Source organism: Enterobacter sp. BNK-22 (assembly GCF_048684805.1).
Taxonomy (GTDB): domain Bacteria; phylum Pseudomonadota; class Gammaproteobacteria; order Enterobacterales; family Enterobacteriaceae; genus Enterobacter; species Enterobacter quasiroggenkampii.
The window spans coordinates 875,757-901,239 of record NZ_JBLQTT010000001.1; the positions used below are offsets into that span (position 1 = coordinate 875,757).

A 25,483-nucleotide genomic window follows, 5' to 3' on the forward strand; every position below is an offset into this window, starting at 1 on the left:
ACCAAGATTACTCACTTCTGAGTACGAAAATCATGATCTGTGTCAATTTTCCCCCAAGCTGATACCTTTCAGCAGGGTTATTTCGTGCTGATTTTTCCAGTGTTAAATAATTACATAAGTATTGGAAGCGGCGCTATCATTGATTAAACATATGTTTAACATCCTGAAATGATAACGTTTTGGTACAGATTTCAAGTGAAGTATGCTGATAAAAAGGGTATCTTCAGCGCGATTTCTCACGACAAATTGTCAGTCCAGGGCATGTGTATAAGCGGAGCAAAACGTGATCCAAACGCTCTTTGATTTTCCAACGTATTTTAAATTTTTTATTGGTCTGTTTGCCCTGGTCAACCCGGTGGGGATCATTCCTGTCTTCATTAGTATGACGAGTTACCAGACAGCGGCGGCCAGGAACAAAACCAACCTCACCGCTAACCTGTCGGTAGCGATCATATTGTTGACCTCTCTTTTTCTCGGCGACACGATTCTTCAGCTGTTCGGGATTTCCATTGATTCTTTCCGTATTGCCGGCGGGATCCTGGTGGTGACCATCGCCATGTCCATGATCAGCGGTAAGCTGGGCGAGGATAAGCAGAATAAACAAGAGAAGTCAGAAACCGCTATTCGCGAAAGCATTGGCGTAGTGCCGCTGGCCTTACCGCTGATGGCCGGTCCGGGTGCCATCAGTTCAACCATCGTCTGGGGGACGCGTTACCATAGCCTGATGCACCTGATTGGCTTTTCAGTGGCTATTGCCATTTTTGCGCTCTGCTGTTGGGGGGTGTTCCGCATGGCACCCTGGCTGGTGCGCTTGCTGGGTCAAACGGGCATCAACGTCATTACGCGTATCATGGGCCTGTTGCTGATGGCATTAGGGATCGAATTCATCGTCACGGGTATTAAAAGCATTTTCCCCGGTTTATTGCATTAATACTTCATATGAAAGGACGGAGCGACGGCTCCGTTTTTTTACGTGATTATCAGCAAATCATATAACTAAAGTTGAAATGCTCACATATCATAATAAATTCTACTAATAATGTTCATTGCTTGTATTTCAATAGGTTATTAATTCCGCCTCAACCCGCCTGCACAGAAAATCTTCGATCGCTCTGTTATTTTACTCACATGATACTCTTGGGCTTGCTGAGAGATAACCGAAATGATATTAGTAATTTCAACATTCCCCTAGACGAATGTGCTAAATAATAACCAGTTGTTAAATTTTTGTACAAAGTCACTCGATGATAGCGCAGCGACGCGCTTGTAGAGAAAATTTTCTCTATCCTGTTGAATGTCATGTTGTTTTACTGATATTCGATGTCTGGCAGGGCTGCCCTCAACGATACGGTACTCACCGTAAAAGAGAATTGCTTAACAAATTTGCAAAATGTATTGGCGCACGTTTACGCCATTTGATACTTTCCGGCCTAATATTTTGCAGCATAAAACAATCAGATGAGAATTATTTTCATATAGTTCTCTTCTCAGATATCCAGCGCAGGCCTCAAACAGGGGAGGCCTGTAAAGAATCGACGCAAGACGGCCATACGAGCGGTCAGTAATAAAAAAGTCGGTGATAGCAAGCAGTAAAAGAAGAACCTGACAGCAGCAAAAAAAACTCCTGCGCTGTACAGGCCCCAACAGGGGATTACACAGCTGGCGAAGGCCAGTCATTATAATGAGTGGAGTACCAACACAATGTCCATCATCACAAAAAAAAATCTGGTAGCGGCGGGGATTTTAACTGCGCTAATCGCGGGAAACGCTGCAATGGCTGCGGACGTTCCTGCAGGTGTTCAGCTGGCGGAGAAGCAGACGCTGGTGCGTAACAACGGTGCGGAAGTTCAGTCTCTCGACCCGCACAAAATTGAAGGTGTTCCTGAGTCTAACGTCAACCGCGACCTGTTCGAAGGTCTGCTGGTAACTGACGTAGACGGCCACCCGGCACCGGGCGTGGCAGAAAAATGGGAAAACAAAGATTTCAAAGTCTGGACCTTCCATCTGCGTAAAGATGCGAAATGGTCCGACGGTACGCCGGTGACGGCTGAAGATTTCGTTTATAGCTGGCAGCGTCTGGCGAATCCAACGACCGCCTCTCCGTATGCGAGCTACCTGCAATATGGCCATATTGCCAATATTGATGACATCATCGCGGGCAAAAAACCGATCACCGATCTGGGCGTTAAGGCGATCGATGCCAATACCTTCGAAGTCACGTTGAGCGAACCTGTTCCGTACTTCTATAAGCTGCTGGTTCACCCGTCCGTCTCCCCGGTACCAAAATCCGCCGTGGAAAAATTTGGTGAAAAATGGACCCAGCCTGCCAATATCGTGACCAACGGTGCCTACAAGCTGAAAGACTGGGTGGTCAACGAGCGTATGGTACTAGAGCGTAACCCGCAATACTGGGACAACGCGAAAACCGTGATTAATCAGGTTACCTACCTGCCAATTTCGTCCGAAGTGACTGACGTTAACCGCTACCGCAGCGGCGAAATCGACATGACCTATAACAACATGCCGATTGAACTGTTCCAGAAACTGAAGAAAGAGATCCCTAAAGAAGTTCACGTCGACCCGTACCTGTGCACCTACTACTATGAAATTAACAACCAGAAAGCACCGTTCACCGACGTACGCGTTCGTACTGCGCTGAAGCTGGCACTGGATCGCGATATCATCGTGAACAAAGTGAAAAACCAGGGCGATCTGCCGGCATACAGCTATACCCCTCCATACACCGATGGCGCAAAACTGACCGAGCCAGACTGGTTCAAACAGACGCAGGAACAGCGTAACGCAGAAGCGAAGAAACTGCTGGCCGAAGCGGGCTATACCGCGGATAAGCCGCTGACCTTCAGCCTGCTGTACAACACCTCCGATCTGCACAAAAAACTGGCTATCGCCGTTGCCTCGATCTGGAAAAAGAACCTGGGCGCGAACGTGAAGCTGGAGAATCAGGAGTGGAAGACCTTCCTCGACAGCCGTCATCAGGGCACCTTTGACGTGGCGCGTGCTGGCTGGTGTGCGGACTATAACGAACCGACCTCCTTCCTGAACACCATGCTGAGTGACAGCTCAAACAACACCGCGCACTATAAGAGCCCGGCGTTTGACAAGCTGATCGCCGACACGCTGAAAACCACTGACGAAGCACAGCGTACTGAACTGTACTCTAAAGCTGAGCAGCAGCTGGATAAAGATTCCGCGATCGTTCCGGTTTACTACTACGTTAACGCCCGTCTGGTGAAACCGTGGGTAGGTGGATATACCGGTAAAGACCCGATGGATAATATCTACGTTAAAAACTTGTATATTATCAAGCATTAATGGCAATGAGTGGGGCGGGCATGCTCGCCCCACGGTGTCTAACCAACGTCACATTATATAGGCACACGCCAGAAGGTACGGGCAATGTTGAAATTTATCCTACGTCGCTGTCTTGAAGCGATCCCAACGCTATTTATTCTCATCACGATTTCCTTCTTCATGATGCGCCTTGCGCCGGGAAGTCCATTTACCGGTGAGCGTACGCTGCCGCCAGAAGTCATGGCGAATATCGAAGCGAAATACCACTTAAACGATCCTATCTCTACCCAGTACTTCAACTACCTGAAGCAGCTGGCGCACGGTGATTTTGGACCGTCATTTAAATATAAAGACTATTCCGTTAACGACCTGGTGGCGTCCAGCTTCCCGGTGTCGGCGAAATTGGGTGCTGCGGCATTCATTCTGGCGATCGTTTTCGGGGTCACCGCTGGCGTCATCGCCGCGCTCAGACAAAATACCAAATGGGATTATGCCGTAATGGGGGTGGCGATGACCGGGGTAGTCATACCCAGCTTCGTTGTCGCGCCATTACTGGTGATGATATTTGCCATTACGCTGAAGTGGCTGCCTGGCGGCGGCTGGAACGGCGGGGCACTCAAGTTCATGATTTTGCCGATGGTGGCATTATCTCTGGCGTACATCGCCAGTATCGCGCGTATCACCCGTGGTTCAATGATCGAAGTGCTGCACTCGAACTTCATTCGTACCGCGCGCGCGAAAGGGCTGCCGATGCGTCGGATTATCTTCCGCCACGCGCTTAAACCGGCGCTGTTGCCCGTGCTCTCCTACATGGGACCGGCATTCGTCGGGATCATCACTGGCTCGATGGTTATCGAAACAATCTACGGCCTGCCAGGCATTGGTCAGCTGTTTGTTAACGGCGCGCTCAACCGCGACTATTCGCTGGTACTGAGCCTGACCATTCTCGTCGGTGCGCTGACCATTCTCTTTAACGCAATCGTCGATGTTCTGTACGCCGTCATCGACCCGAAAATCCGTTACTAACTGGAGCACGCCATGATGTTGAGTAAGAAAAACAGCGAGGCGCTGGAAAACTTCAGTGAAAAACTGGAAGTAGAAGGTCGTAGCCTCTGGCAGGACGCGCGCCGTCGCTTTATGCACAACCGCGCGGCGGTGGCGAGTCTGGTGGTTCTGGTGATCATCGCGCTGTTTGTGACCCTTGCCCCGATGCTGTCGCAATTTACCTATTTCGACACCGACTGGGGCATGATGTCCAGCGCGCCGGATATGGAGTCTGGCCACTATTTTGGCACGGACTCTTCCGGACGCGATCTGCTGGTGCGTGTCGCTATCGGGGGGCGTATCTCGCTGATGGTCGGGATTGCTGCCGCGCTGGTGGCGGTGATCGTCGGGACGCTCTATGGCTCACTGTCCGGCTACCTTGGCGGTAAAGTGGACTCGGTGATGATGCGTCTGCTGGAAATCCTGAACTCCTTCCCGTTTATGTTCTTTGTCATCCTGCTGGTGACCTTCTTTGGTCAGAATATCCTGTTGATCTTCGTGGCCATCGGGATGGTTTCCTGGCTGGATATGGCGCGTATTGTTCGCGGCCAGACGCTGAGCCTCAAACGCAAAGAGTTTATCGAAGCCGCGCAGGTCGGCGGTGTCTCTACCGGGAATATCGTGGTTCGCCATATCGTTCCTAACGTGCTGGGCGTGGTGGTGGTCTATGCCTCACTGCTGGTGCCAAGCATGATCCTGTTTGAATCCTTCCTGAGCTTCCTCGGTCTGGGTACGCAAGAGCCGCTGAGCAGCTGGGGCGCGCTGCTGAGTGACGGTGCAAACTCAATGGAAGTGTCACCGTGGCTGCTGTTATACCCGGCGGGTTTCCTGGTCGTTACCCTGTTTTGTTTTAACTTTATTGGCGATGGCCTGCGTGATGCCCTCGACCCGAAAGACCGTTAAGGAGCGCCGTCATGACAATGATTGAAACGGCAACCGCGCCACAGGCGCAGCAGCGGAGCGACCTTCTGCTGGACGTAAAAGATCTTCGCGTCACCTTTAAGACCCCGGACGGGGATGTGACCGCCGTGAACGATCTCAACTTCAACCTGCGCGCGGGCGAAACGCTCGGCATCGTGGGTGAATCCGGATCCGGGAAATCCCAAACCGCCTTTGCGCTAATGGGCCTGCTGGCCGCTAACGGTGTGATTGGCGGTTCCGCAAAATTCAACGGTCGTGAAATCCTCAACCTGCCGGAGCACGAGCTGAACAAGCTGCGCGCCGAGCAGATCTCGATGATTTTCCAGGATCCGATGACCTCGCTGAACCCGTACATGCGCGTCGGTGAGCAGCTGATGGAAGTCCTGATGCTGCACAAAGGTCTGGGCAAAGCCGAAGCCTTTGAAGAGTCGGTCAAAATGCTCGATGCGGTGAAAATGCCGGAAGCGCGCAAGCGCATGCGAATGTTCCCGCACGAGTTCTCTGGCGGTATGCGTCAGCGCGTGATGATTGCGATGGCGCTGCTATGCCGGCCAAAATTGCTGATTGCCGACGAACCGACCACCGCGCTGGACGTTACCGTTCAGGCACAAATCATGACCCTGCTGAACGAGCTGAAGCGTGAGTTCAACACGGCGATTATCATGATCACCCACGACCTGGGCGTGGTGGCGGGCATCTGTGACAAAGTGCTCGTGATGTATGCCGGCCGTACCATGGAATACGGCAAAGCGCGTGACGTGTTCTATCAGCCAGCGCATCCTTACTCGATTGGCCTGCTGAACGCGGTACCGCGTCTCGATGCGGAAGGGGAATCCTTGCTCACCATTCCGGGCAACCCGCCAAACCTGCTGCGCCTGCCGAAAGGCTGTCCGTTCCAGCCGCGCTGCCCGCACGCGATGGAAATCTGCAACAGCGCACCGCCGCTGGAAGAGTTTGCACCAGGCCGCCTGCGCGCCTGCTTTAAGCCGCAGGAGGAACTGGTATGAACGCATTAGATGAAAAACGCAATGTGCTGCTCGAGATTGCTGACCTTAAGGTGCATTTCGACATCAAAGACGGCAAACAGTGGTTCTGGCAGCCGTCGAAGACCCTGAAAGCGGTGGACGGCGTCACGCTGCGCCTGTATGAAGGGGAAACCCTGGGCGTGGTGGGCGAGTCCGGCTGCGGTAAATCGACCTTTGCGCGCGCCATTATCGGTCTGGTGAAAGCCACCGACGGCAAAGTGGCCTGGCTGGGTAAAGATCTGCTGGGCATGAAACCCGACGAGTGGCGCGACGTGCGCAGCGATATCCAGATGATTTTCCAGGATCCGCTGGCGTCGTTAAACCCGCGTATGACCATCGGTGAGATTATTGCCGAGCCGCTGCGTACCTATCATCCGAAGATGTCCCGTCAGGAAGTGCGCGATCGCGTTAAGGCGATGATGCTGAAAGTCGGGCTGTTGCCTAACCTCATCAACCGCTATCCGCACGAGTTCTCCGGCGGTCAGTGTCAGCGTATTGGTATTGCGCGCGCCCTGATCCTCGAACCGAAGCTGATTATCTGTGATGAGCCGGTCTCCGCGCTCGACGTCTCCATTCAGGCGCAGGTGGTTAACCTGCTGCAGAAGCTGCAGCGCGAAATGGGGCTGTCGCTGATCTTCATCGCGCATGACCTTGCCGTGGTGAAACACATCTCTGACCGCGTGCTGGTGATGTATCTGGGGCACGCCGTGGAGCTGGGCACCTATGACGAGGTGTACCACAATCCGCTGCACCCTTACACCAAAGCGCTGATGTCGGCAGTGCCGATCCCCGATCCCGATCTGGAAAAGAATAAGACCATCCAGCTTCTGGAAGGGGAATTGCCTTCACCGATTAACCCGCCGTCGGGCTGCGTCTTCCGCACGCGCTGCCCAATGGCCGGGCCGGAATGTGCGAAAACGCGACCGGTTCTGGAAGGCAGTTTCCGACATGCGGTTTCCTGCCTGAAAGTAGACCCGTTATAATCGCAAGGGCTGACATGATGTCAGCCCTTATATTTTGCGAGGTTACTGTGTCGCGTTTATTCACGTCAGCCCGTCGGCGGCTTTATCATGTTTTATTCGATCCTGAAACGGTATCCGGGCGACGCTTCGAAGGTCTTTGTGGTTTATTTGCGCTCCTCAGCGTGGTGGTCATCTTTATTGAGTCAGGCGCCGGGACGCAATACCACCTGACGTTTGACGAATGGCATGTCTTTGTCTGGCTTGAGCTGGCGATTACCCTGGTGTTTACCGCTGAATATCTGCTCAGAGTAATGGCCTGGCCCAACCCGGCCCGATATGTTTTCAGCTTCTGGGGCTTTATTGATTTAGCCACCATTCTGCCGCTCTACGTCATGTGGCTGTGGCCGGAAATCAGCCTGAGTTATGTCTTTGCCTGGCGGGCGATGCGCGTTATTCGCGTATTACGTATTCTGAAATTACTGCGCTTTATGCCCTCACTGCGCGTGTTCTGGAGCGCAATCGTCAGCGCCCGTCATCAGCTTATTCTCTTCTACTCGTTTATTGCCATCGTCATGATCGTTTTTGGCGCGCTGATGTATCTGATAGAGGGGCCGAAATATGGTTTCACGACGCTCAATGCGTCCGTTTATTGGGCGATAGTGACCGTGACAACCGTGGGGTACGGTGATATCACGCCCCATACGCCGCTGGGCCGCATTGTGGCCTCAGTGCTGATTTTGATTGGCTATTCGGTCATTGCCATTCCGACCGGGCTTATTACCACGCACATGAGCAGCGCATTTCAGAGCCGCAAGCAGCAGCGCAAATGTCCGGCATGTCACCAGGGTGAACATGACCTTAACGCGCGGTTTTGTAACCGCTGCGGAAGTGCGTTGCCGGAGTAAATAAAAAAGGCTGCAATCGCAGCCTTTTTTATTATTCGCGCCAGAGAATATGGCACAGCTTGTGGTCTTTCTCTCGACAGAGCAGGACGCGGGCGAAAATATCGTTAATCTCGCCACCGTCTTCATCGGCCAGTCCGATGACCACTTCGGCAAAGAAGTCAGGATTCAGATCGAAATCCACATGCTCAGCCCAGTCTTCTGAAGGGTCGAACAGTTCGGCACCGCCGCGCTCTTCGAACTGCAGATTAAAGAGGATCACGTCTGCGGGATCGAGGTTATCAACCGCCAGTTCGAGAAAAATGTCATAGGCCTGCTCGAGCGTTTCGTCTTCGGTCAGGCGATTGTTCAGATCCATTTCCATGATGACTACCTGTTTAACATCGTTGGGCACGTTTTACAGCAACGGACTAAAGAAGTAAAACAGTCGTTCGGCAATTCTCTGCCACAGCGGACGTTTTACCCACAGTCTGGCATCCAGCAGTCGCGAGCGGGAGATATAATCATCCTGCACCGCCGCGAGATCGCCACCAAAGCCGGCATCATCAATAACCAGCGTGATTTCAAAGTTGAGCCACAGGCTGCGCATATCTAGGTTCACTGTCCCCACCAGGCTTAACTCGCCGTCGACAAGCACGCTTTTGGTGTGGAGTAATCCGCCTTCGAACTGGTAGATCTTCACCCCTGCGGCCAGCAGTTCGCTAAAGAATGCCCGGCTGGCCCAGCCCACCAGAAGGGAGTCATTTTTGCGCGGCAAAATAATGCTCACATCGACGCCGCGCTGCGCCGCGGTACAGATCGCGTGCAGGAGATCATCGCTGGGAACAAAGTAGGGCGTCGTCATGATCAGGTATTCACGCGCCGAGTACGTCGCCGTCAGCAGCGCCTGATGGATCAAATCCTCCGGGAAGCCCGGCCCGGAAGCAATGGTATGAATGGTGTGACCGCTGGCCTCTTCAAACGGCATAATATTGCCGTCCGGCGGGGGCGGCAGAATGCGTTTGCCGGTTTCTATCTCCCAGTCGCAGGAGTAAACGATGCCCATCGAGGTGGCAATCGGCCCCTCCATTCGCGCCATCAAATCCACCCACTGGCCCACGCCCGAGTCCTGCTTGAAGAAGCGCGGATCAACCATGTTCATGCTGCCGGTGTAGGCAATATAGTTATCGATCATGATCATTTTGCGATGCTGACGGAGATCCATCCGGCGCAGAAACACGCGCAGGAGATTGACCTTCAGCGCCTCAACCACCTCGATACCGGCATTGCGCATCATGCCCGCCCAGGGACTGCGGAAAAATGCCACGCTGCCTGCGGAGTCAAGCATCAGACGGCAGTGAATGCCGCGTCGCGCCGCGGCCATCAGCGATTCAGCGACCTGGTCAGCCATCCCGCCGGGCTGCCAAATATAAAAAACCATCTCGATGTTATGACGTGCCAGCTGGATATCGCGGATTAATGCCTGCATGACGTCGTCGGACGAGGTCAGCAGCTGCAGTTGATTGCCTTTAACACCACCAATCCCCTGACGGCGCTCGCACAGCTTAAACAGTGACGAGGCGACGCTGCTGTTCTCCTCGGCAAAGATATGCTTGCAGGCCTTAAGATCGTTCAGCCACTTTGCGGTTGAGGGCCACATGGCGCGGGCACGCTCGGCGCGGCGTTTGCCGAGATGAAGTTCACCGAAAGAGAGATAGGCAATAATTCCCACCAGCGGCAGGATGTAGATGATCAGAAGCCAGGCCATGGCAGAGGGTACGGCTCTGCGCTTCATCAGGATGCGTAACGTCACACCCGCGATTAACAGCCAGTATCCTAAAATGACCAGCCAACTCACCACGGTGTAGAAGGTTGTCATAGGTAAAAAAATCCTTTTGAAAGCGTATTGTTATGAGTGTACGCATCAGGATTCATCTGGCAAATAAAAACGCCAGGTAAAAGCGCTGGTTTGCTGCCAGCATGGGTTTATAATGTCGTCTCTGTTAGAGAAAGAGTTGTAGACATGAAGCGCAGTAGAACAGAAGTAGGGCGCTGGCGCATGTTGCGACAGGTGAGTCGTCGCAAGGCTCGTTGGCTGGAAGCACAATCCCGCCGCAATATGCGTATTCACGCCATCAGAAAATGTGGAATGACCCGGCATCGCAACGCTTTGCTGTTCGCAGTCCAGGATATCTGAGTACCATGAGGGCACCGTAATGGTGCCCGCTGATTTTATAGGATCTGATTTTTAGGAGTAGCGTATTTGCAGCGCTATTCCTGCTGTGTTGAGCAAAAGGAGGGAGAAGAAGTGTTTGCGGAGTTTGGCGTACTGAATTTCTGGACGTATGTTGTTGGCGCGTTTTTTATCGTGCTGGTACCGGGGCCGAATACCCTGTTTGTGCTTAAAACCGGAATTGGACACGGCGTTAAAAAAGGGTACCTTGCCGCGTCGGGCGTATTTATCGGCGATGCGGTACTGATGTTTCTGGCCTGGGCGGGCGTCGCGGCATTAATTCAGACCACGCCGGTACTGTTTAATATCGTGCGCTATCTCGGCGCCTTCTATCTGCTGTGGCTGGGCGGCAAAATGCTCTGGTCGGTCATTACCCGGCAGAATCACGCACAAGAGAGCGGTACCGAGCCTGCCAGCACGATCATGAAACGTTCGCTGGTATTGAGCCTGACGAATCCAAAAGCGATTCTGTTCTACGTATCGTTCTTCGTTCAGTTCATTGACGTGAACGCACAGAGCACCGGCACCTCTTTCCTTATCCTCGCGACGACGCTTGAGTTAATCAGCTTCATGTACATGAGCTTCCTGATCTTCTCCGGTGCGTTTGTCACGCGTTATCTCAAAACGAAAAAGAAACTGGCAAAGCTGGGGAACGGGCTGATAGGGCTGCTGTTTGTCGGGTTTGCGGCGAGGTTGGCGTCGTTGCATTGATTGATGAAAGGCTCCTGCGGGAGCCTTTTTAATGTCTGGCGTAACTGGAAAGCCGTGCCAGACAAGGCTTCACGTTTTACTACTAGCAGTCAAAAGCCATAAAAAGCGGCTAGGGTGTGGACATATTGTGGACACTCTGACCACCATTAGCACCCTTCAGCGGGTTAAGCGAAATCGCGTCCTGCAGGTACTGAGGAGCGAAGTGCGCATAGACCATTGTCTGCGCAATTTTCGTATGACCTAAGATCCTCTGCAGTGTGATGATATTGCCCCCGTTAATCATAAAGTGCGTGGCGAAAGAGTGTCGTAGCGCATGTGTCGCTTGCCCGGCCGGTAAATCGGGCTTAACCTCTTTGAGGGTTTGCCTGAAGTCAGCATAACTGGCCTCAGGAAACAGAAAGCCTCGTGCTTTGCCGACTACGTAAGCCGCAACGTCATCAGAGATCGGGACCGTGCGCGGTGTGTTGATTTCGTCTTAACGAAAGACACCCGGTTATGAATCACGTTCTCCGCTTTCAGCCTTGCAGCCTCACCCCATCTTGCCCCGGTACTCAGACACAAGACGGCAGTTTTACGATTATCTCCTGATAGCGCTGCCAGTAGGGCGTCAATTTCCGCAATAGTGAGATAGCCCGTTTCGGCTGCCCGAAGATGAGCTTTTGCCCGATGCCGGGAAGCGACCTGGCCACTAATGGCGATCTGAGCGCCGATATTCGCAGGCTTGAGCACGCGCTCGCCGCCTGCGCGCTGCAGGTTGAAACCGTCAAAAACTGTCAGGATAAACTCGATGAAGAAAGCGCGCAGCCTGCGCGAAGCGCTGATTAAAGCCGTTCCGCAGCTTGAAACAAACCCCGAAATGATGCGCATCTTTGCCGATGAGGGGAATATTGATGCGCGTCTCGCGGCCTCACTGTCGCACGAGAAAATTTACACGCTGAATGTAATCGTGTGTGACTTTGTGGGCGACCCTGACCTGATTTTCGTGCCGGTGGCCGCATGGCTCAGGTAAAACCAGCCGGATATCTGCACGCTCGATGACGGGCGCAAAAAGGGCCACAGTTTCCAGATGGATATGAACGACGGGGACAGTGTCGATATCAGCATCAACCTGCAGCTCACCGAGCGAACCCTCATCAAAGAGGAAAACGGCGCTCTGCATGTGAGCTATGCCCCCGAGCCGCCGCTGCCGGAGCCCGTTACTCGGCCAAAAAGAGCTCTATATCAACGGCGAACTGGTGAGCAAATGGGATGAGTGAATTTAAGCCCTTTGACGACCGGCTCAAGGGTTTGATTGCAGCCCTGTCACCGGCAGAGCGCCGGAAGCTGGCCGGAGAGATAACAAAGGAGCTGCGCAAGTCGCAACAGCAACGTATCAAGCTGCAGAAAGCACCGGACGGCTCACCGTATCAGGCGCGAAAGCGTCAGCCGCTCAGGGCAAAAAACGGGTGGATTAAACGGGCGATGTTCCAGAAACTCCGCACAAGCCGGTACATGAAAGCCACTGGCAGTGAAAGCAGTGCAGTGGTGGAATTCACCGGCAAAGTGCAGCGTATCGCGCGAGTCCATCAGTACGGCTTAAAAGATCGGCCAAGTCCGCGAAGCCGTGAGGTGCAGTACCTAGAGCGTAAGTTGTTCGGAGCTGATTCAAAAAGTAAGTTGTTGAATGAAAAACTAGTTATTAAACATCTACATTGACTATCAAAGTTGTTAGCCTCCAGGGCTATTTCATGTTTGGCAACCTTTTGACCTTAGTCATAAAAAGTGGTAAATGTTATTGGTGTTATCTACCTTCACGATTGATGTTTTAACTTTTACTTACAAGGATTGAGTTATGTCTAATGATGATAAAACATTAAATTTATTTCCTATAGATTATCCTTTTGAGACTCTCTGTACCAGAATGAAGTCCAATCCCATTAAATTAAAACTTAATCCTGACTTTCAAAGGAAATATAAATGGGATCAGGATGGATGGCAGAGATCTTCGAAATTCATTGAATCTTGTTTAATGCGTATCCCTCTTCCATCTTGTTATTTTGCTGAAGACGATAGCGGCAATCATATTGTGATTGATGGTGTTCAGAGATTGACCACTATACAGAAGTTTTTTGATGATGAGTTCGCTTTGGAGGGAATGACTACATTTAAAGAACTTGAAGGGAAGAAATTTTCTGAGCTTGGAGCTTTATGTTCAGAATTAGAGTCAACAACCATAAGGTGTATAGTTCTAAGGAAAGAAAATCCTAAGAAGTTAATTAGGGAGATATTTTCAAGGCTCAATCAAGGTGCAGTGAAGCTTTCTGATCAGGAAATAAGGCATGCATTATATCCTGGAGGATTTGATGATTTATTGGAAGAGTTGGGTAATATTGATGCTATTAAAAACTTTGGGCTGGCGGAAACATCAGATGTAAAAAGAGATAGTCGCGAGCCAGACGAACAGGTCTTGCGTTTCTTTGCCTTCTATGAAGATAATTTCTTTGAACATTTTGATAGCAGTTTGAAAGAATTCCTAGATGATCAGATGGAGAAATTTTCAAACTTACAAGATGATGAACTGAATGTTATGAGGGAAAGATTCAAAGCTTCATTATCCAAGTGTGAAAAAATATTTGGTGAAGATGTATTTACAAACCCTACAGTCAGAAGAAAACGTAAAGGATTAGTTCATTATGACATTTTAATGCCTACAATTGGCAAGTTAAGCGATGATGTTGTAAATGAAAAATCTGAACAAATACGGAAAGCTTGGTTTACTCTTTGTTCAAGTGCCGAGTTCAAAAAAACTTTATCAGGAGGTCTACAGAATAAGAGTTCCGTGATGAAACGTAGAGCCGGTTGGGTAGCACTTCTTAAGGAAGTTACTGATGGAAAATACTGAATATTATATTGGGTATCGTTCATTGTTTCTTTCCTTAAAGGGAATTATTAAAGAGACGGAAGAGCAGGCAATTCTTGAAAAAAATGATTTCTTCAATAAGAATATTAATTTCTTTGTCAAGTCATATCTCATTACTCTCTGTACTTATTTGGAATCGTATTTGACCGAGGTCGCCACATGGCATTGTGATTCAATTAATAACAGGCTTAGAGCAGCCTGTTTACCTCACAATTTCTTACTGTGGCGAGTCAAGAAGGAATTTAAGGATAAAGAGTTAAAGTATGTCGATGCGGATTTCAAAGTCGATAAGAATGATATTTCCGACAGCTTATCTGGAAATCCTTACAAAACGATTAAGGCATTTTCTTACTTGGGTGTTAATCTTTTAGGTTCGGCAGGATTTATTGCTAATAAGGATGTTGTGAATACAGTGGTTGTGAAAAGAAACAATATTATTCATCATAACGATAATGCTAATGATATTAGTCTTTCAGACTTGTGTGGATATGTTGATCTTTTTGTATCTTATATGGGGGCCATAGATGATGTGATTTGTGGTAAGTAATAATTGGATGTGGGGCTTTTGCTTTTTTTTAGCCCCATAACCTGGCTTCTGAGTTTTTGGGAATTGTTTGTGTTTTATAGTTTTCTTTTTTTATTAAATGCATTTCAAGTCTAATTTTTTATTATCTTACAAATTTTCTAAGTGTATATCACTAGACTGAAAAAGTGAGAATTTTGATATTTCAAGTCTGATAATTGTAGTTTCATGTCCCACAAAACCTCGCTAGATTGCCGCTGGCTTCCCCCGGCGGCATCCTTTCCCCATTAATAATCTAAATTCTCTGCAGGAAAGCGCACGCGCGATCCGCAACCTTATCCGCACCGGCATCGTGACCGACGTCGACCACGACGAGGGGCTTTGTCGTGTCCAGACCGGCGGCATGCAAACCACCTGGCTGAACTGGCTAACCTGCCGCGCCGGTCGCTCGCGCGTATGGTGGGCTCCGTCCGTTGGCGAGCAGGTGCTTTTACTGGCGATCGGCGGCGAGCTCGATACGGCATTTGTGCTGCCCGGCATTTTCTCGGATGACTATCCCGCGCCGTCTGCCTCCCCTGATGCGCTTCATGTTTCCTTTCCTGACGGGGCGGTTATCACCCAGGATTTTAGTGACCGCCTTATCAGCCTGACCATGACCGATAATCGCGGATTCGAGGCCGACCAGCTCGATATCGAGCTCGATGACACTGACGGCCAGATAGCTTTGCCACCGCGCGGCGCAACGTTGACGCTGTGGTTAGGCTGGCAGGATTCCGCGCTGATAAAAAAAGGGACGTTCACGGTCGACGAAATCGAGCACAGGGGCCCGCCTGATACGCTGACCATCCGGGGGCGCAGCGCCGATTTTCGCGGGTCGCTGAACTCTCGCCGGGAACAGTCATGGCATGACACCACGCTCGGGAAAATTGTTGAAACGATTGCGGCACGCAATAAGCTGGCCGCCAGCGTGGCCGACACGCTGAAAGCCGTCACAGTGCCTCACATTGACCAGTCGCAGGAATCCGACGCGGTGTTTCTGTCCCGCCTGGCTGACCGGAACGGGGCGTCGGTTTCGGTAAAAGCGGGAAAACTGTTATTCCTGAAAGCGGGGAGCGGTAAGACGGCCAGCGGAAAGCCCATTCCGCAGATGACGCTTGAGCGCGGGGATGGCGATCGTCATCAGTTTGCCATTGCTGACCGGGAAGCCTACACCGGCGTGTCGGCAAAATGGCTGCACACCAAAGACCCGAAGCCGCAAAAGCAAAAGGTGAAGCTCAAGCGTAAGCCCAAAGAGCAACACCTCCGCGCGCTGCAGCACCCGAAAGCGACCAAAGCCCCGGCGAAGGCCAAAGCCAAAAAAGAGCAGGAAGCGCGCGAGAGTGAATACATGGCCGGTGAGGCTGACAACGTGCTGGAGCTGACGACCATCTACGCGACTTAGGCGCAGGCCATGCGCGCCGCTCACGTCCGCACAAGTCGCTATTTTACTGACACGACCAAAGAGCGGTATCACCAGTGCACAAACATCAACTGCAGCGCGACGTTTGTGACCACCGAAACGGTCGAGCGCTTTATTGTATCGCCGGGCGTTGTAGTACCAGCGGCACCTCACCCGACATCATCCGGGCAGCAGCAAATCCACTGGTAGTGACCAAAAGAAAGCCCCTAAATGCGGGGCTTTTGAAGGTGTAAAGTATGAACTCTGTAGTTAACTTCCACTAAATACAATCCTGTTTTTATTTGCATCGGTACAAGCAATTTGCGGAATTCTATCGGGGGTTTTCTGTTTTTGTTTTTCTGATACCAATTTTTCAAGTTGTGAAATACTCATGCCGGGAACAAGAACTTGTTCTAATGCCCAAGTAAAAACACTTCTGTTAAGTCCGTCTATATTTAAAATCGCTGCTTTGGCATCGGATTGAACAGCTCCAAAATGGAATGAATTTTGAATCATATCATCAAGGATTAAGTTCTTAAGACCTACTACTGGTTGATTAGTTGAATATAATCGTGATGGTGATGAGTCAAATATTATATCTTTTGTTTTCAGTTCTTTTTCCAAGGAATTTTCAGTGATGATATCTTTGTCAATAATTAAATCTTTATACATGTCACCTGAAAAACAAGCGTCATATATGCCCCAAAAACTAACCGTTTTGGGGAGTTGGGTTTTAAGATATTGAGAAATCCAAGTATCTAAAATCAAACTTGATGAAGTACCTTCATATGGAACTAAAGCTTCATCTCGATCAGTATTGCTCATTTCTGGCGGTAGTAGGTAGCCATGTGATGATTGATAAAATATTCTCACATCACCATCTCTGGTATCGGAAACAAGATTGTACAGTCCTTTTCTGATGTTATCCGATGTGGCATTGCTGTCACGTAATATTTCGATATCAGTAATATTAAATTTATTCAATATCCGCAAGAAAGCTGCGACATCATTCTCAACACCATTTAAATTATGAGCCGGATTTGCATACTTCGCGATACCAACCAACAATGCTTTTGTTCCCATACCCCCTCCTGTGAACATCCAAGTGATAGTGCGGTTAGAACGTACCGGTCAGAACTATCGTTATGCCTTTCTCCTCTAAACTGGGGCCGATGTGAATGTCTTTATCCTGATATATTTTTTCTCTTACTTTTTGAATTTGATTTTTAAAGTCATCAATTGTTTGTTCGAGAAGGACTTTAAATTCATCATCGCTGACATTTAAACTGATATCTTTAAAGGTTATTCCAATTGAGATTTCTTTTTCCTGTGCCATTTTTGAGTCCTCACTTTTAATGTTAATCGTTTAATTCAATGAATTACTATGGTTAATTGAATGTTTTGTAGAGGTTTCAATACTTTTTGTTTAACAGATGCTAATCAAGCTCTGTATATCAAATATTGATTTTATGTGAATGTTTTGTATCATCGTAAAGTATGAATTTACTCACGTGTATAATTATAAAGGATGAATTTCACTTTGTTAGTTGAGAGGGGGGAGGACATAGTTGATATGTTTTTTGTTTATAACAAACTGATATTATTGAATATTTTTAACGTAATAGTAAAGAGGCAATCCATTGACAAATAAGTTTATAAATAATGCAGTATACTTTTTCATGGATAAATAAACCAGAATCAGTACGAAACCACTCAGGTAGTTGTTGTAACTGTTATTATTAGCAATGCTCAAGTGTCGAGTGTCTGCTTTTCATACTTAGCGCCGAATTTATATTAGTTGAACTTTGTGGCTACAAAAAAACCCGCAATTACGGGGTTTAAAGTATCGATGTGGTCAATATGTCGACTTTGTCTGAAGTAAATCCATATATTTCAAAGTCTTGAGTGATCTTTAAAAGTTCCTGCGGGAGCCTTTTTAATTCTGTTTGACAATCCCTCACCATTTAGTTGTATAGTACAACTAAATGGTGAGGACATAACATGCACAGCGAAACCCCGGTAGTCAGTGTTATTCGACGTTCCTCGCGCCTGATGGTGCGAGAGTTAGGTTTTATGGGGTCTACCCTGGCCTCAACGAATTACTCGCCTTCGGCCGTCCATACTCTGGTCGAAATTGCTCTACGCAAAGAGATGACGGCGAGCCAGCTGGTGCAACTGCTGGGCCTGGAAAAGTCCAGCGTCAGCCGGATGCTGGCTCGCCTGATTGCCGCAGGCGAACTCGAGGAAGTCATTTCTGTTGAGGATGCGAGAGCAAAGAGCCTCAGGCTGACCGCGAAAGGTCACGAGACGGTCAGCAAAATTAATGCCTTCAGCAATGAGCGGGTGGTCACAGCAATAAAGCGTCTTGCTCCTGCCCAGCAGCAGACCATCTCTGAGGGGCTTTCCCTTTATGCCAACGCGCTGCTTGTATGCCGCGAGGCGGGCAACGATATGCAGTCCGACGAGCTGAGGATAGTGCAGGGGTACATCCCCGGCATGATTGGCCGTATCGCGGAAATGCATGGCAGCTATTATTCGCGGGAGCATAACTTTGGTCGCTTCTTCGAGGCTAAAGTGGCTTCAGGGCTGGCCGAGTTCAGTGAAAGACTGGAGAAGCCCTGTAACCAGATTTGGCTGGCAGTGCTCAACGATAAAATTGTCGGCTCGGTGGCAATCGATGGCGAGGATCTGGCGCCGGGTGAAGCCCATCTTCGCTGGTTTATTCTTGATGATGGCTGCCGGGGACACGGCGTGGGGAAAAAACTGCTGAATGAAGCGATGCGGTTCTGCGACAGTGGCGGTTTTTCTGCCGTGCACCTCTGGACATTCAATAAGCTGACCGCCGCCCGGCGTCTGTACGAGTCGTTTGGGTTTACGCTGGTAAAAGAGTGGGAAGGCGACCAGTGGGGGAGCCTGATTACAGAGCAGCAGTTTACCCGGTACAGAGGCGCGTAATCGCCGCCATAAAAAAGGCTCCTTTCGGAGCCGCTTTGGTATCAGAACACTTTCTTGTACGGTCTGACCGTCACTTTTGCATACACACCCGCTGCAACGTACGGGTCTGCGTCAGCCCAGGCCTGAGCAGCTTCCTGGGATTCAAATTCAGCAATAACCGTGGAGCCTGCAAAACCGGCAGCACCCGGATCGTTGCTGTCTACTGCGGGCATGGGGCCAGCGGTCAGTAATCGGCCTTCATCCTGAAGCAACTGCAAACGTGCCAGATGCGCAGGGCGCACAGACTGGCGTTTTTCGAGCGAATCAGCAACATCTTCTGAGTAAATCACGTAAAACACGGCGAAGCTCCTTAACCGGTAAAAGTGTCAGTTACGTTATGTGAAAGGGCAATCGACTGCAATGTAAAATAAAAACAATGTTAATACCCTGATCTGAATGCGCCTTTTTTGGCCTCTCAGGCGCTAAAGTTGCGCCAGAGCAAAGTGTCTTATTGAATATGATTGCTATTTGCATTTAAAATCAGGGTTCGGTTTTTTTAACGTTGATGAATATGACTTCGATGACCCTTGATTTACCTCGCCGCTTTCCCTGGCCGACGCTGCTTTCTGTCGTGATTCACGGTGCCGTTGTGGCGGGTCTGCTGTATACCTCGGTTCATCAGGTTATTGAAACGCCCGCGCCCGCGCAGCCGATTTCCGTGACGATGGTATCGCCAGCGGATCTTGAACCGCCGCAGGTTGCCCCTCCGCCGCCACAGCCGGTGGCTGAACCGGAGCCAGAACCCGAACCCGTTCCGGAGCCACCGAAGGAAGCCCCGGTGGTGATCCACAAACCTGAACCGAAGCCAAAACCTAAGCCGAAGCCAAAGCCGGTGAAGAAGGTTGAGGAGCGTCCGAAACGCGAGGAACGTCCGGTTGAACCGCGCGCGACCCAGCCGGTAGAAAATTCAGCGCCTTCACGTCCGGTGATGAACAATACGGCAACGACGTCAAAGCCAACGGTTACCGCGCCAGCGGGCCCGCGAGCCGTAAGCCGCAATCAGCCTCAGTATCCGGCGCGAGCTCAGGCCTTGCGTATTGAAGGCCGCGTACGGGTGAAGTTTGATGTCACTGCGGATGGCCGCGTGGATAACGTGGAAATCTTATCTGCGCAACCTTCTAATATGTTTGAGCGCGAAGTGAAATCTGCCATGCGCAGATGGCGCTATGAGCCAGGCAAGCCGGGTAGCGGATTGATCGTCAATATTGTTTTCCGCCTGAACGGCGGGGCGCAGATGGAATAAAAAAAGCCTCCGAAAGGAGGCTTTTTTTTTGCCTGTCGATCAGGCCTGTGGAATTTGACGAGGTTTACCCTCGCTGTCCACGGCGACATAAATAAACAGCGCTTCAGTGGCCTTATAACGTTGCCCAATCGGCTCAGAAGAGACTTTCTTCACCCAGACTTCGATGTTGATGGAAATGGAGGTATTACCGCGTTTCACGCAGCGCGCGTAGCAGCAAACCACATCACCTACCGCAACCGGGCGCAGGAAGGTCATGCCGTCCACTCTCACGGTGACCACGCGCCCGTGGGCAATCTCTTTTGCCAGAATTGCGCCGCCCATATCCATCTGCGACATCAGCCAGCCGCCAAAAATATCGCCATTGGCATTGGTGTCAGCGGGCATTGCCAGTGTGCGTAAAACCAGTTCACCCTGAGGGGCGTTAGTTGTTGTCATTGTTTTAACTCGTAACGGAAGACTTCAGGCGGGATGCTACTATGATTCGCGTGCGGAGAGAATAGACCAGAACGCCCGTCGTTGACGTTCTGGTCAGTCAGTAATCAGTGGTTGTCGTCCTGCGGCATATGACGATAGATGTAAACACCGCTTAACAGCGTGAAGATAAGCGTCAGCGCAGTCAGGCCAAAGACCTTAAAGTTGACCCAGATATCCTGCGGCAGCCAGAAGGCGATATAGATATTAGCGAGACCGCAGAGAATAAAGAAGATTGCCCAGGCAGTATTCAGACGCGACCAGACTGCCTGCGGCAGCGTGAGTTCTTTACCTAACATGCTCTGGATAAGGGGCTTTTTCATGAACCATTGGCTGAACAGTAATGCTGCTGCAAACAATGCATAAATAACCGTCACCTTCCACTTAATAAATTCAACATCATGCAAGGCAATGGTCAATCCACCGAACACCGCCACTAGGATGAACGTAATAAGCGCCATTTTTTCGACTTTGCGATAGCGAATCCAGCTATAGATCAGCACAACGGCGGTCACAACGATTAATGCTTTTGTTGCAGCAAAAATGTCGTACAACTTATAGACAGCGAAAAACACCGCGAGCGGTAAAAAATCAAGAAACTGCTTCATTCTGTGATTCCATCTTCTAGGCGGGGCGGGAGACACCGATGCCCCCCGCCTCGGGATTACTGACGAATTAACATATACAGGCGGAACAGATAGACGAGCAGTACCGCTGAAATGAGATTGCTCAGCGTATTCGCCACCACGGCGCCAACATTAGGCGTTAAAACCGCAAAATTCGGCGCAAACAATAACAGCAGCGTTTTGGCCAGCAGCCAGCCGATCACGGCGGGCGCCACCAGACGCATATTAGTCCATGCCAGTCTGATGCTGCTGCGCATCGCGGTAAAAATACCCATCTTATCCTGCACGACCATCACCGGGGCAAATGAGAGCACGATAGCCAGTAATACCCCCGGCACCACGACCAGCATAATCCCCATCTGCACCAGCAGGGTGGTCAAAAAGATCAGGATAAACAGCTTAGGTAAAACCGGCGCGCTGGCACCAATCGCCCGTAAGGCGCTGACCCGGTGACCCGCCGATACCAGCTGAATCATCAGCAAAACGCCGCCCGCCAGAACCGCATTACCAATCAGGCCTGAGAACGTGGACGCGGCAGAAGCGCGCAGCAGAATTTGCTGCTGCTCCGGCGTCATGTTTTGCACCAGTTCAAACAACCCCACGCTACCCGCAAGATGGTCGCCCTGGCTCAGGCTGGCAATCTGTTCTTCACTCGGTGAGAACGCATGACCCAGCACCACCGTGATAAAGGCGCAAAGCAACGCGATCAGTAAAAAGGTAATGAACTGATTGCGGAAAAAGTTTCCCGTGTCACGGTAGACAGACTTCGCCGTGATAGACATGCACTCTCCTTGAGTATTGCAGGTGTTAATTAGCCGGCAATTGTACACCGGATGCACCTGCTGTGGCAGCATCAAGGCTTGTATGGAAAAGCATATCTTTGTAAAGCGGCGGTAATCCAACGCGGGCGCGGGCGCGGTTACAGGCTTCGTTGACCTGCCCATCTTCCCCCGACATGGCAAATTCCCGGCACGGGCTGGGGCGATCCTCATAGATGGAACAGCGGGTCGCGACCCCAGGCTCACCCTGTAGCGCCACACAGCGGGCCTGCTTTTGGTTAGTGCCGCTCATGCAGCGCAGAAAGGGGGTTAACGGCTCGGTAAGATGAACCGGAACGGTACCGCCGCCATCGCTGGCTTCGGCCCAGTAGAAAGAGACTCGAAAATACGCACAACAGGCTCCGCACGTCATGCACGGGTTAATATCACTCATGGCACACCTGCAAAAGAAGAACGCATCAAATCAACTTGTGAGAGCGATAAATTATCCAGCCGCCAGAGGAAGAGCAAGAGGGGGAAAAGGGAAAATTTTGTAACCGTGAAATGCCAAAAATTGACATGGAAACAACTTATTGGTTTTGGATGCGTAACAAAAAATTAATCCAGATCAATGAATGTTAAGTTACTGGTTTTAATGTGATCTGTGGCAGATCACTTATTACCCTTTTGTGAGTATATTCTCATCCGCGATTAAAACCACAACGATGGAGCGGATATGAAAAAATTAGCGGTGGCAGCCCTTGTATTAAGCAGTCTCTCTGGCGGCGCGTATGCGCATGAAGCAGGCGAATTCTTTATTCGTGCCGGTTCGGCAACGGTTCGCCCAACTGAAGGATCGGATAACGTGCTGGGAATGGGCGGTTTTAACGTCAGTAATAACACCCAGTTAGGTTTAACCTTTACCTGGATGGCGACGGATAACGTGGGCGTTGAGCTTCTGGCCGCAACGCCGTTCCGTCATCGCGTCGGTTTAGGACCAACCGGTGATATCGCCACGGTCCACCATTTACCGCCAACGCTGATGGCGCAATGGTACTTTGGCGACTCAAGCAGCAAGGTGCGTCCTTATATTGGCGCCGGTGTAAACTACACCACCTTCTTTGATGAGAAATTCAACGATACCGGTAAAGAGGCGGGTCTGACGGACCTCAGCCTGAAAGATTCGTGGGGCATGGCGGGACAGGTCGGTCTGGATTACCTGATTAACCGCGACTGGCTGATCAACGCCTCGGTCTGGTATATGGATATTGATACGGACGTACGCTTCAAGGCGGGCGGTCAGCAGCAAAGTATCAATACTCGCCTGGATCCGTGGGTGTTTATGTTCTCTGCGGGTTATCGTTTCTGATCCCTCGTCAAACTGGCCACAGGGTGGCCAGTTTGCTTTGCTCACTTCAAAACGACGGATAAACCGGCCGCTCATCAAGCTTTACGCAGTGCCTCAGGATCGTTTCCCCATCATATAAATAGCTGAAAGCGTCGCTGGACAGGGAATGGAAGAGAATATCGCCGTTGGCAAACGGGATAATTTCGGTATCACCCGCACGTTTATGTCCCGCGCCGGTTTCAAAATGACCGTGCCACCGTTCCTGGGTATGGTCATAAACGTGAAGAATAACCTCGACAAGTCCTCGTTGCGGACAATTCAGGCGCAGGAAGGTAGAAGAGAAATTCAGGGACAGCGCATGGAAGGGAATCAATAAGGCGAAAACCAGTAAAGCTCGTAAATACATCAAACCGCGAAAACCTCCTTCAAAAGGGAAATGAGATTTTACTTAAGTCAAAAATCACGTTTTTGCCGTGGATCAAGATGTCTTATAATTCAATACGATAAAGGCCCCTGACGGGGCCCTTAACGATCATTTTTGAATCAGATAGCGAATGGTTGGGCCATCCTGCTGGATATCCAGCACCGTATAACCGTGGTTTTTCGCATCCAGCGGTATGTTGTTGATGGACTGCGGGCAGTCGCTGACTACCTCCAGAATTTCACCTTTCTTAAGCTGCGGCAGCGCTTCAAGCGTAGCCACCGCCGGATATGGACAGGGCTCGCCAACCATATCCAGACGATAATCAGGCACAATCTCTTTCATGCTGCATTCTCCTGCGTTTCTGTTTTAACGCTCGCACGGCGGAAGAAACGTCTCTCCTGTGCGACGACCAGTAAAAAAGCGACCAACAGCAGAGCGTAGGTGACGAGCAGGCCGCCGAGAGGCCCGAAGGTATTCAGCAGGTTGACCTTGTCCCAGTTGGTGGCCAGGACGGGAGACACGTCATCCCAGTAGTACGCCAGGATCGTCGAGCCAATCACATTTCCCAGACCCACCCACCAGTAGTGCACCTGGCCTTCGACGGCGCGATACATCCAGCCGGTTTCACACCCGCCAGCCAGCACGATCCCGAAGCCGAACAGCAGGCCGCCAATGACCGCGTTAGGACCGGCCCACATGATTTTTGGTTCGACGCCCAGTTGAACATAGCTGAAGATGCCGATGGCGCTGACCGCCATCCCGGCGATAATCGCCTTCGCCATCATCGTGCGCCCGGTGATCCACATATCGCGAAACGCGGAGGTAAAGCAGATCTGCGCGCGTTCAATGAGCAGACCAAAACCCACACCGAACAGCATCGCCAGACCGAGCTTAGGCTGGTTCAGGGCGGTGCAGAGCGCCCATGCCACCATGGCGAAAAAGACCAGCATTCCGAGGCGGAAACGGCGGCGGGCCTGAGAGGGCTTCTGGGTTAACGGAGATGCTGCGCTGACCTTTGTCATTTTCACTGGAATACGAAACAGCGGCAGCAGGGTGAATTTTGCGCCAAAGTAAGAGCCGATGGCCGTGGCGACGGCAAAGAACCAGGCGTGAAGCGAAAACTGCGGGATCCCGGTAAAGAAGGCGGCAAGGTTACACCCCATCGCCAGACGCGCGCCGAATCCGGCAATCATGCCGCCGACAACCGCCTGCACAATGCGGATCCGGCTTTTGGGCATACGCAACTTAACGTTGTTTGCCCACAGCGCGGCAGCGAAGCAGCCGCCGAACATGCCAATGATCATCATTCCGTCAATACGGGTGAGCGGCGTACCGTCGAGGTGGATGAGCTTAAAGTATCCCCACTCTTCGGCGTGCACGCCTGCGAGCTGCAGCAGCTGTCCACCCCAGCGGGTAAACTCGCCGGTCACGGCCCAGAAGGTACCGGTAATGCCAAAATAATAAGTAGAGAGAATGCCTGCCGCGATAACGGCCGGAACGGGTGACCAGAACTTAACCAGGTAAGCCTGTTTGAAGGATTGCCATGACATGAATAAGCCTCTGAACTCAGAAGGATTAAAGATAAAAAAGAGTCCAGATCATACGCTTACATGACGGTTTGAAAAGCCATTCACACCGAAAATATCGAAAGGATCAATTTTAACGTCATC

Annotated in this window: 28 protein-coding genes and 4 pseudogenes; 19 read left to right on the forward strand and 13 right to left on the reverse strand. The window is 50.7% G+C overall.

Translation table 11 applies throughout. From position 1 onward, the window contains the following. The first annotated feature begins 283 nt into the window (after positions 1 to 283). The 7 genes from ACMGGE_RS03985 (at position 284) to ACMGGE_RS04015 (ending at position 8,169) form a co-directional block, all read left to right on the forward strand. Complete coding sequence (locus ACMGGE_RS03985) at positions 284 to 931, forward strand: YchE family NAAT transporter (protein ID WP_008502784.1); 648 nt, start codon at positions 284 to 286, stop codon at positions 929 to 931. A gap of 770 nt (positions 932 to 1,701) precedes the next feature. Continuing rightward, positions 1,702 to 3,333 carry an oligopeptide ABC transporter substrate-binding protein OppA gene (gene oppA, locus ACMGGE_RS03990; protein WP_008502785.1) on the forward strand — a complete coding sequence of 544 codons (1,632 nt, stop codon included), beginning with the start codon at positions 1,702 to 1,704 and terminating at the stop codon, positions 3,331 to 3,333. A gap of 84 nt (positions 3,334 to 3,417) precedes the next feature. Then, positions 3,418 to 4,338: an oligopeptide ABC transporter permease OppB gene (gene oppB, locus ACMGGE_RS03995; RefSeq protein ID WP_008502786.1), complete on the forward strand. Its 921-nt coding sequence runs from the start codon at positions 3,418 to 3,420 to the stop codon at positions 4,336 to 4,338. Positions 4,339 to 4,350: 12 nt separating this feature from the next. Further along, the gene (oppC, locus tag ACMGGE_RS04000; protein ID WP_008502787.1) at positions 4,351 to 5,259 is read left to right on the forward strand and encodes an oligopeptide ABC transporter permease OppC; all 909 of its coding nucleotides are present in this window, start codon (positions 4,351 to 4,353) and stop codon (positions 5,257 to 5,259) included. An 11-nt stretch (positions 5,260 to 5,270) separates the two neighbouring features. Further along, positions 5,271 to 6,284 (forward strand): ABC transporter ATP-binding protein, encoded by a 1,014-nt coding sequence (locus ACMGGE_RS04005; RefSeq protein ID WP_024907097.1) that lies wholly within the window; start codon positions 5,271 to 5,273, stop codon positions 6,282 to 6,284. After that, positions 6,281 to 7,285 (forward strand): murein tripeptide/oligopeptide ABC transporter ATP-binding protein OppF, encoded by a 1,005-nt coding sequence (gene oppF / locus ACMGGE_RS04010; protein WP_008502789.1) that lies wholly within the window; start codon positions 6,281 to 6,283, stop codon positions 7,283 to 7,285. The genes ACMGGE_RS04005 and oppF overlap by 4 nt, the downstream gene beginning before the upstream one ends. Before the next feature lie 14 nt (positions 7,286 to 7,299). Next, positions 7,300 to 8,169 carry an ion transporter gene (locus ACMGGE_RS04015; RefSeq protein ID WP_196364456.1) on the forward strand — a complete coding sequence of 290 codons (870 nt, stop codon included), beginning with the start codon at positions 7,300 to 7,302 and terminating at the stop codon, positions 8,167 to 8,169. Positions 8,170 to 8,200: 31 nt separating this feature from the next. Here ACMGGE_RS04015 and ACMGGE_RS04020 read toward each other — a convergent pair whose 3' ends face one another. Together ACMGGE_RS04020 and cls are read right to left on the reverse strand one after the other, a co-directional pair. Next, complete coding sequence (locus tag ACMGGE_RS04020; RefSeq protein ID WP_006810881.1) at positions 8,201 to 8,530, reverse strand: HI1450 family dsDNA-mimic protein; 330 nt, start codon at positions 8,528 to 8,530, stop codon at positions 8,201 to 8,203. A 33-nt stretch (positions 8,531 to 8,563) separates the two neighbouring features. After that, the gene (gene cls / locus ACMGGE_RS04025; protein WP_008502791.1) at positions 8,564 to 10,024 is read right to left on the reverse strand and encodes a cardiolipin synthase; all 1,461 of its coding nucleotides are present in this window, start codon (positions 10,022 to 10,024) and stop codon (positions 8,564 to 8,566) included. Positions 10,025 to 10,168: 144 nt separating this feature from the next. On the opposite strand from cls, the gene ACMGGE_RS04030 reads away from it, so the two are divergent. Both ACMGGE_RS04030 and leuE read left to right on the forward strand, forming a co-directional pair. Continuing rightward, entirely contained in the window at positions 10,169 to 10,342 is a 174-nt protein-coding gene (locus ACMGGE_RS04030) for a YciY family protein (protein WP_021240326.1), read from the forward strand. Positions 10,343 to 10,453: 111 nt separating this feature from the next. After that, on the forward strand, positions 10,454 to 11,089 hold the full coding sequence (gene leuE, locus ACMGGE_RS04035; protein ID WP_196346497.1) for a leucine efflux protein LeuE: 636 nt from the start codon (positions 10,454 to 10,456) through the stop codon (positions 11,087 to 11,089). A 109-nt stretch (positions 11,090 to 11,198) separates the two neighbouring features. On the opposite strand, the pseudogene ACMGGE_RS04040 reads toward leuE, so the two are convergent. Continuing rightward, a pseudogene (locus ACMGGE_RS04040) lies at positions 11,199 to 11,728 on the reverse strand (tyrosine-type recombinase/integrase); the annotation flags it as partial. Positions 11,729 to 11,731: 3 nt separating this feature from the next. Between ACMGGE_RS04040 and lysC the strand changes: the two are divergent. The 7 genes and pseudogenes from lysC to ACMGGE_RS04075 form a co-directional block, all read left to right on the forward strand. Beyond that, a pseudogene (gene lysC, locus ACMGGE_RS04045) lies at positions 11,732 to 11,914 on the forward strand (Rz1-like lysis system protein LysC); the annotation flags it as partial. Beyond that, positions 11,877 to 12,345, forward strand: a pseudogene (locus ACMGGE_RS04050) (phage tail protein). The pseudogenes lysC and ACMGGE_RS04050, both read left to right, overlap by 38 nt. Further along, entirely contained in the window at positions 12,338 to 12,784 is a 447-nt protein-coding gene (locus ACMGGE_RS04055; RefSeq protein ID WP_420293381.1) for a phage virion morphogenesis protein, read from the forward strand. Before ACMGGE_RS04050 ends, ACMGGE_RS04055 begins: the two are co-directional and overlap by 8 nt. Positions 12,785 to 12,920: 136 nt before the next feature. Next, a complete protein-coding gene (locus ACMGGE_RS04060; protein ID WP_420293382.1) occupies positions 12,921 to 13,970 on the forward strand; it encodes a DUF262 domain-containing protein in 1,050 nt (349 codons plus the stop codon). Then, positions 13,957 to 14,535 carry a HEPN domain-containing protein gene (locus ACMGGE_RS04065; RefSeq protein ID WP_420293383.1) on the forward strand — a complete coding sequence of 193 codons (579 nt, stop codon included), beginning with the start codon at positions 13,957 to 13,959 and terminating at the stop codon, positions 14,533 to 14,535. Before ACMGGE_RS04060 ends, ACMGGE_RS04065 begins: the two co-directional genes overlap by 14 nt. 301 nt (positions 14,536 to 14,836) lie before the next feature. Continuing rightward, a pseudogene (locus ACMGGE_RS04070) lies at positions 14,837 to 15,949 on the forward strand (phage baseplate assembly protein V); the annotation flags it as partial. Between the two features lie 12 nt (positions 15,950 to 15,961). Continuing rightward, a complete protein-coding gene (locus tag ACMGGE_RS04075; RefSeq protein ID WP_420293384.1) occupies positions 15,962 to 16,159 on the forward strand; it encodes an ogr/Delta-like zinc finger family protein in 198 nt (65 codons plus the stop codon). Positions 16,160 to 16,219: 60 nt separating this feature from the next. Here the strand turns inward: ACMGGE_RS04075 and ACMGGE_RS04080 are convergent, their stop codons facing one another. After that, positions 16,220 to 17,032, reverse strand: a complete 813-nt coding sequence (locus ACMGGE_RS04080; RefSeq protein WP_420293385.1) for a caspase family protein — start codon at positions 17,030 to 17,032, stop codon at positions 16,220 to 16,222. A gap of 34 nt (positions 17,033 to 17,066) precedes the next feature. Then, complete coding sequence (locus ACMGGE_RS04085) at positions 17,067 to 17,285, reverse strand: hypothetical protein (protein ID WP_047744681.1); 219 nt, start codon at positions 17,283 to 17,285, stop codon at positions 17,067 to 17,069. A 665-nt stretch (positions 17,286 to 17,950) separates the two neighbouring features. Here ACMGGE_RS04085 and ACMGGE_RS04090 point away from each other — a divergent pair. After that, on the forward strand, positions 17,951 to 18,904 hold the full coding sequence (locus tag ACMGGE_RS04090) for a bifunctional helix-turn-helix transcriptional regulator/GNAT family N-acetyltransferase (protein WP_420293386.1): 954 nt from the start codon (positions 17,951 to 17,953) through the stop codon (positions 18,902 to 18,904). 41 nt (positions 18,905 to 18,945) lie between these two features. Here ACMGGE_RS04090 and ACMGGE_RS04095 read toward each other — a convergent pair whose 3' ends face one another. After that, on the reverse strand, positions 18,946 to 19,242 hold the full coding sequence (locus ACMGGE_RS04095) for a YciI family protein (RefSeq protein ID WP_023327637.1): 297 nt from the start codon (positions 19,240 to 19,242) through the stop codon (positions 18,946 to 18,948). A 221-nt stretch (positions 19,243 to 19,463) separates the two neighbouring features. Here ACMGGE_RS04095 and tonB point away from each other — a divergent pair, with 221 nt between their 5' ends. After that, positions 19,464 to 20,186 (forward strand): TonB system transport protein TonB, encoded by a 723-nt coding sequence (tonB, locus tag ACMGGE_RS04100; RefSeq protein ID WP_111966471.1) that lies wholly within the window; start codon positions 19,464 to 19,466, stop codon positions 20,184 to 20,186. A 39-nt stretch (positions 20,187 to 20,225) separates the two neighbouring features. On the opposite strand, the gene yciA is transcribed toward tonB, so the two are convergent. From yciA to ACMGGE_RS04120, 4 genes are all read right to left on the reverse strand, one after another. Next, complete coding sequence (gene yciA / locus ACMGGE_RS04105; protein WP_063409350.1) at positions 20,226 to 20,621, reverse strand: acyl-CoA thioester hydrolase YciA; 396 nt, start codon at positions 20,619 to 20,621, stop codon at positions 20,226 to 20,228. 104 nt (positions 20,622 to 20,725) lie between these two features. After that, on the reverse strand, positions 20,726 to 21,265 hold the full coding sequence (locus ACMGGE_RS04110) for a septation protein A (RefSeq protein WP_126533730.1): 540 nt from the start codon (positions 21,263 to 21,265) through the stop codon (positions 20,726 to 20,728). Between the two features lie 56 nt (positions 21,266 to 21,321). Further along, positions 21,322 to 22,065: a YciC family protein gene (locus ACMGGE_RS04115; protein ID WP_063621877.1), complete on the reverse strand. Its 744-nt coding sequence runs from the start codon at positions 22,063 to 22,065 to the stop codon at positions 21,322 to 21,324. A gap of 25 nt (positions 22,066 to 22,090) precedes the next feature. Further along, positions 22,091 to 22,495: a YkgJ family cysteine cluster protein gene (locus ACMGGE_RS04120; protein WP_032674935.1), complete on the reverse strand. Its 405-nt coding sequence runs from the start codon at positions 22,493 to 22,495 to the stop codon at positions 22,091 to 22,093. 282 nt (positions 22,496 to 22,777) lie between these two features. On the opposite strand from ACMGGE_RS04120, the gene ompW reads away from it, so the two are divergent. Next, positions 22,778 to 23,410 carry an outer membrane protein OmpW gene (gene ompW / locus ACMGGE_RS04125; protein WP_032674934.1) on the forward strand — a complete coding sequence of 211 codons (633 nt, stop codon included), beginning with the start codon at positions 22,778 to 22,780 and terminating at the stop codon, positions 23,408 to 23,410. Between the two features lie 46 nt (positions 23,411 to 23,456). On the opposite strand, the gene ACMGGE_RS04130 is transcribed toward ompW, so the two are convergent. The 3 genes from ACMGGE_RS04130 to yedE all read right to left on the reverse strand — a co-directional run bounded on the left by ACMGGE_RS04130 (position 23,457) and on the right by yedE (position 25,363). Beyond that, positions 23,457 to 23,795 carry a hypothetical protein gene (locus tag ACMGGE_RS04130; protein ID WP_063621876.1) on the reverse strand — a complete coding sequence of 113 codons (339 nt, stop codon included), beginning with the start codon at positions 23,793 to 23,795 and terminating at the stop codon, positions 23,457 to 23,459. Between the two features lie 126 nt (positions 23,796 to 23,921). Continuing rightward, positions 23,922 to 24,155, reverse strand: a complete 234-nt coding sequence (gene yedF, locus ACMGGE_RS04135) for a sulfurtransferase-like selenium metabolism protein YedF (protein WP_003856774.1) — start codon at positions 24,153 to 24,155, stop codon at positions 23,922 to 23,924. Next, positions 24,152 to 25,363, reverse strand: a complete 1,212-nt coding sequence (gene yedE, locus ACMGGE_RS04140) for a selenium metabolism membrane protein YedE/FdhT (RefSeq protein WP_069719054.1) — start codon at positions 25,361 to 25,363, stop codon at positions 24,152 to 24,154. Before yedE ends, yedF begins: the two co-directional genes overlap by 4 nt. Between the last annotated feature and the right edge of the window lie 120 nt (positions 25,364 to 25,483).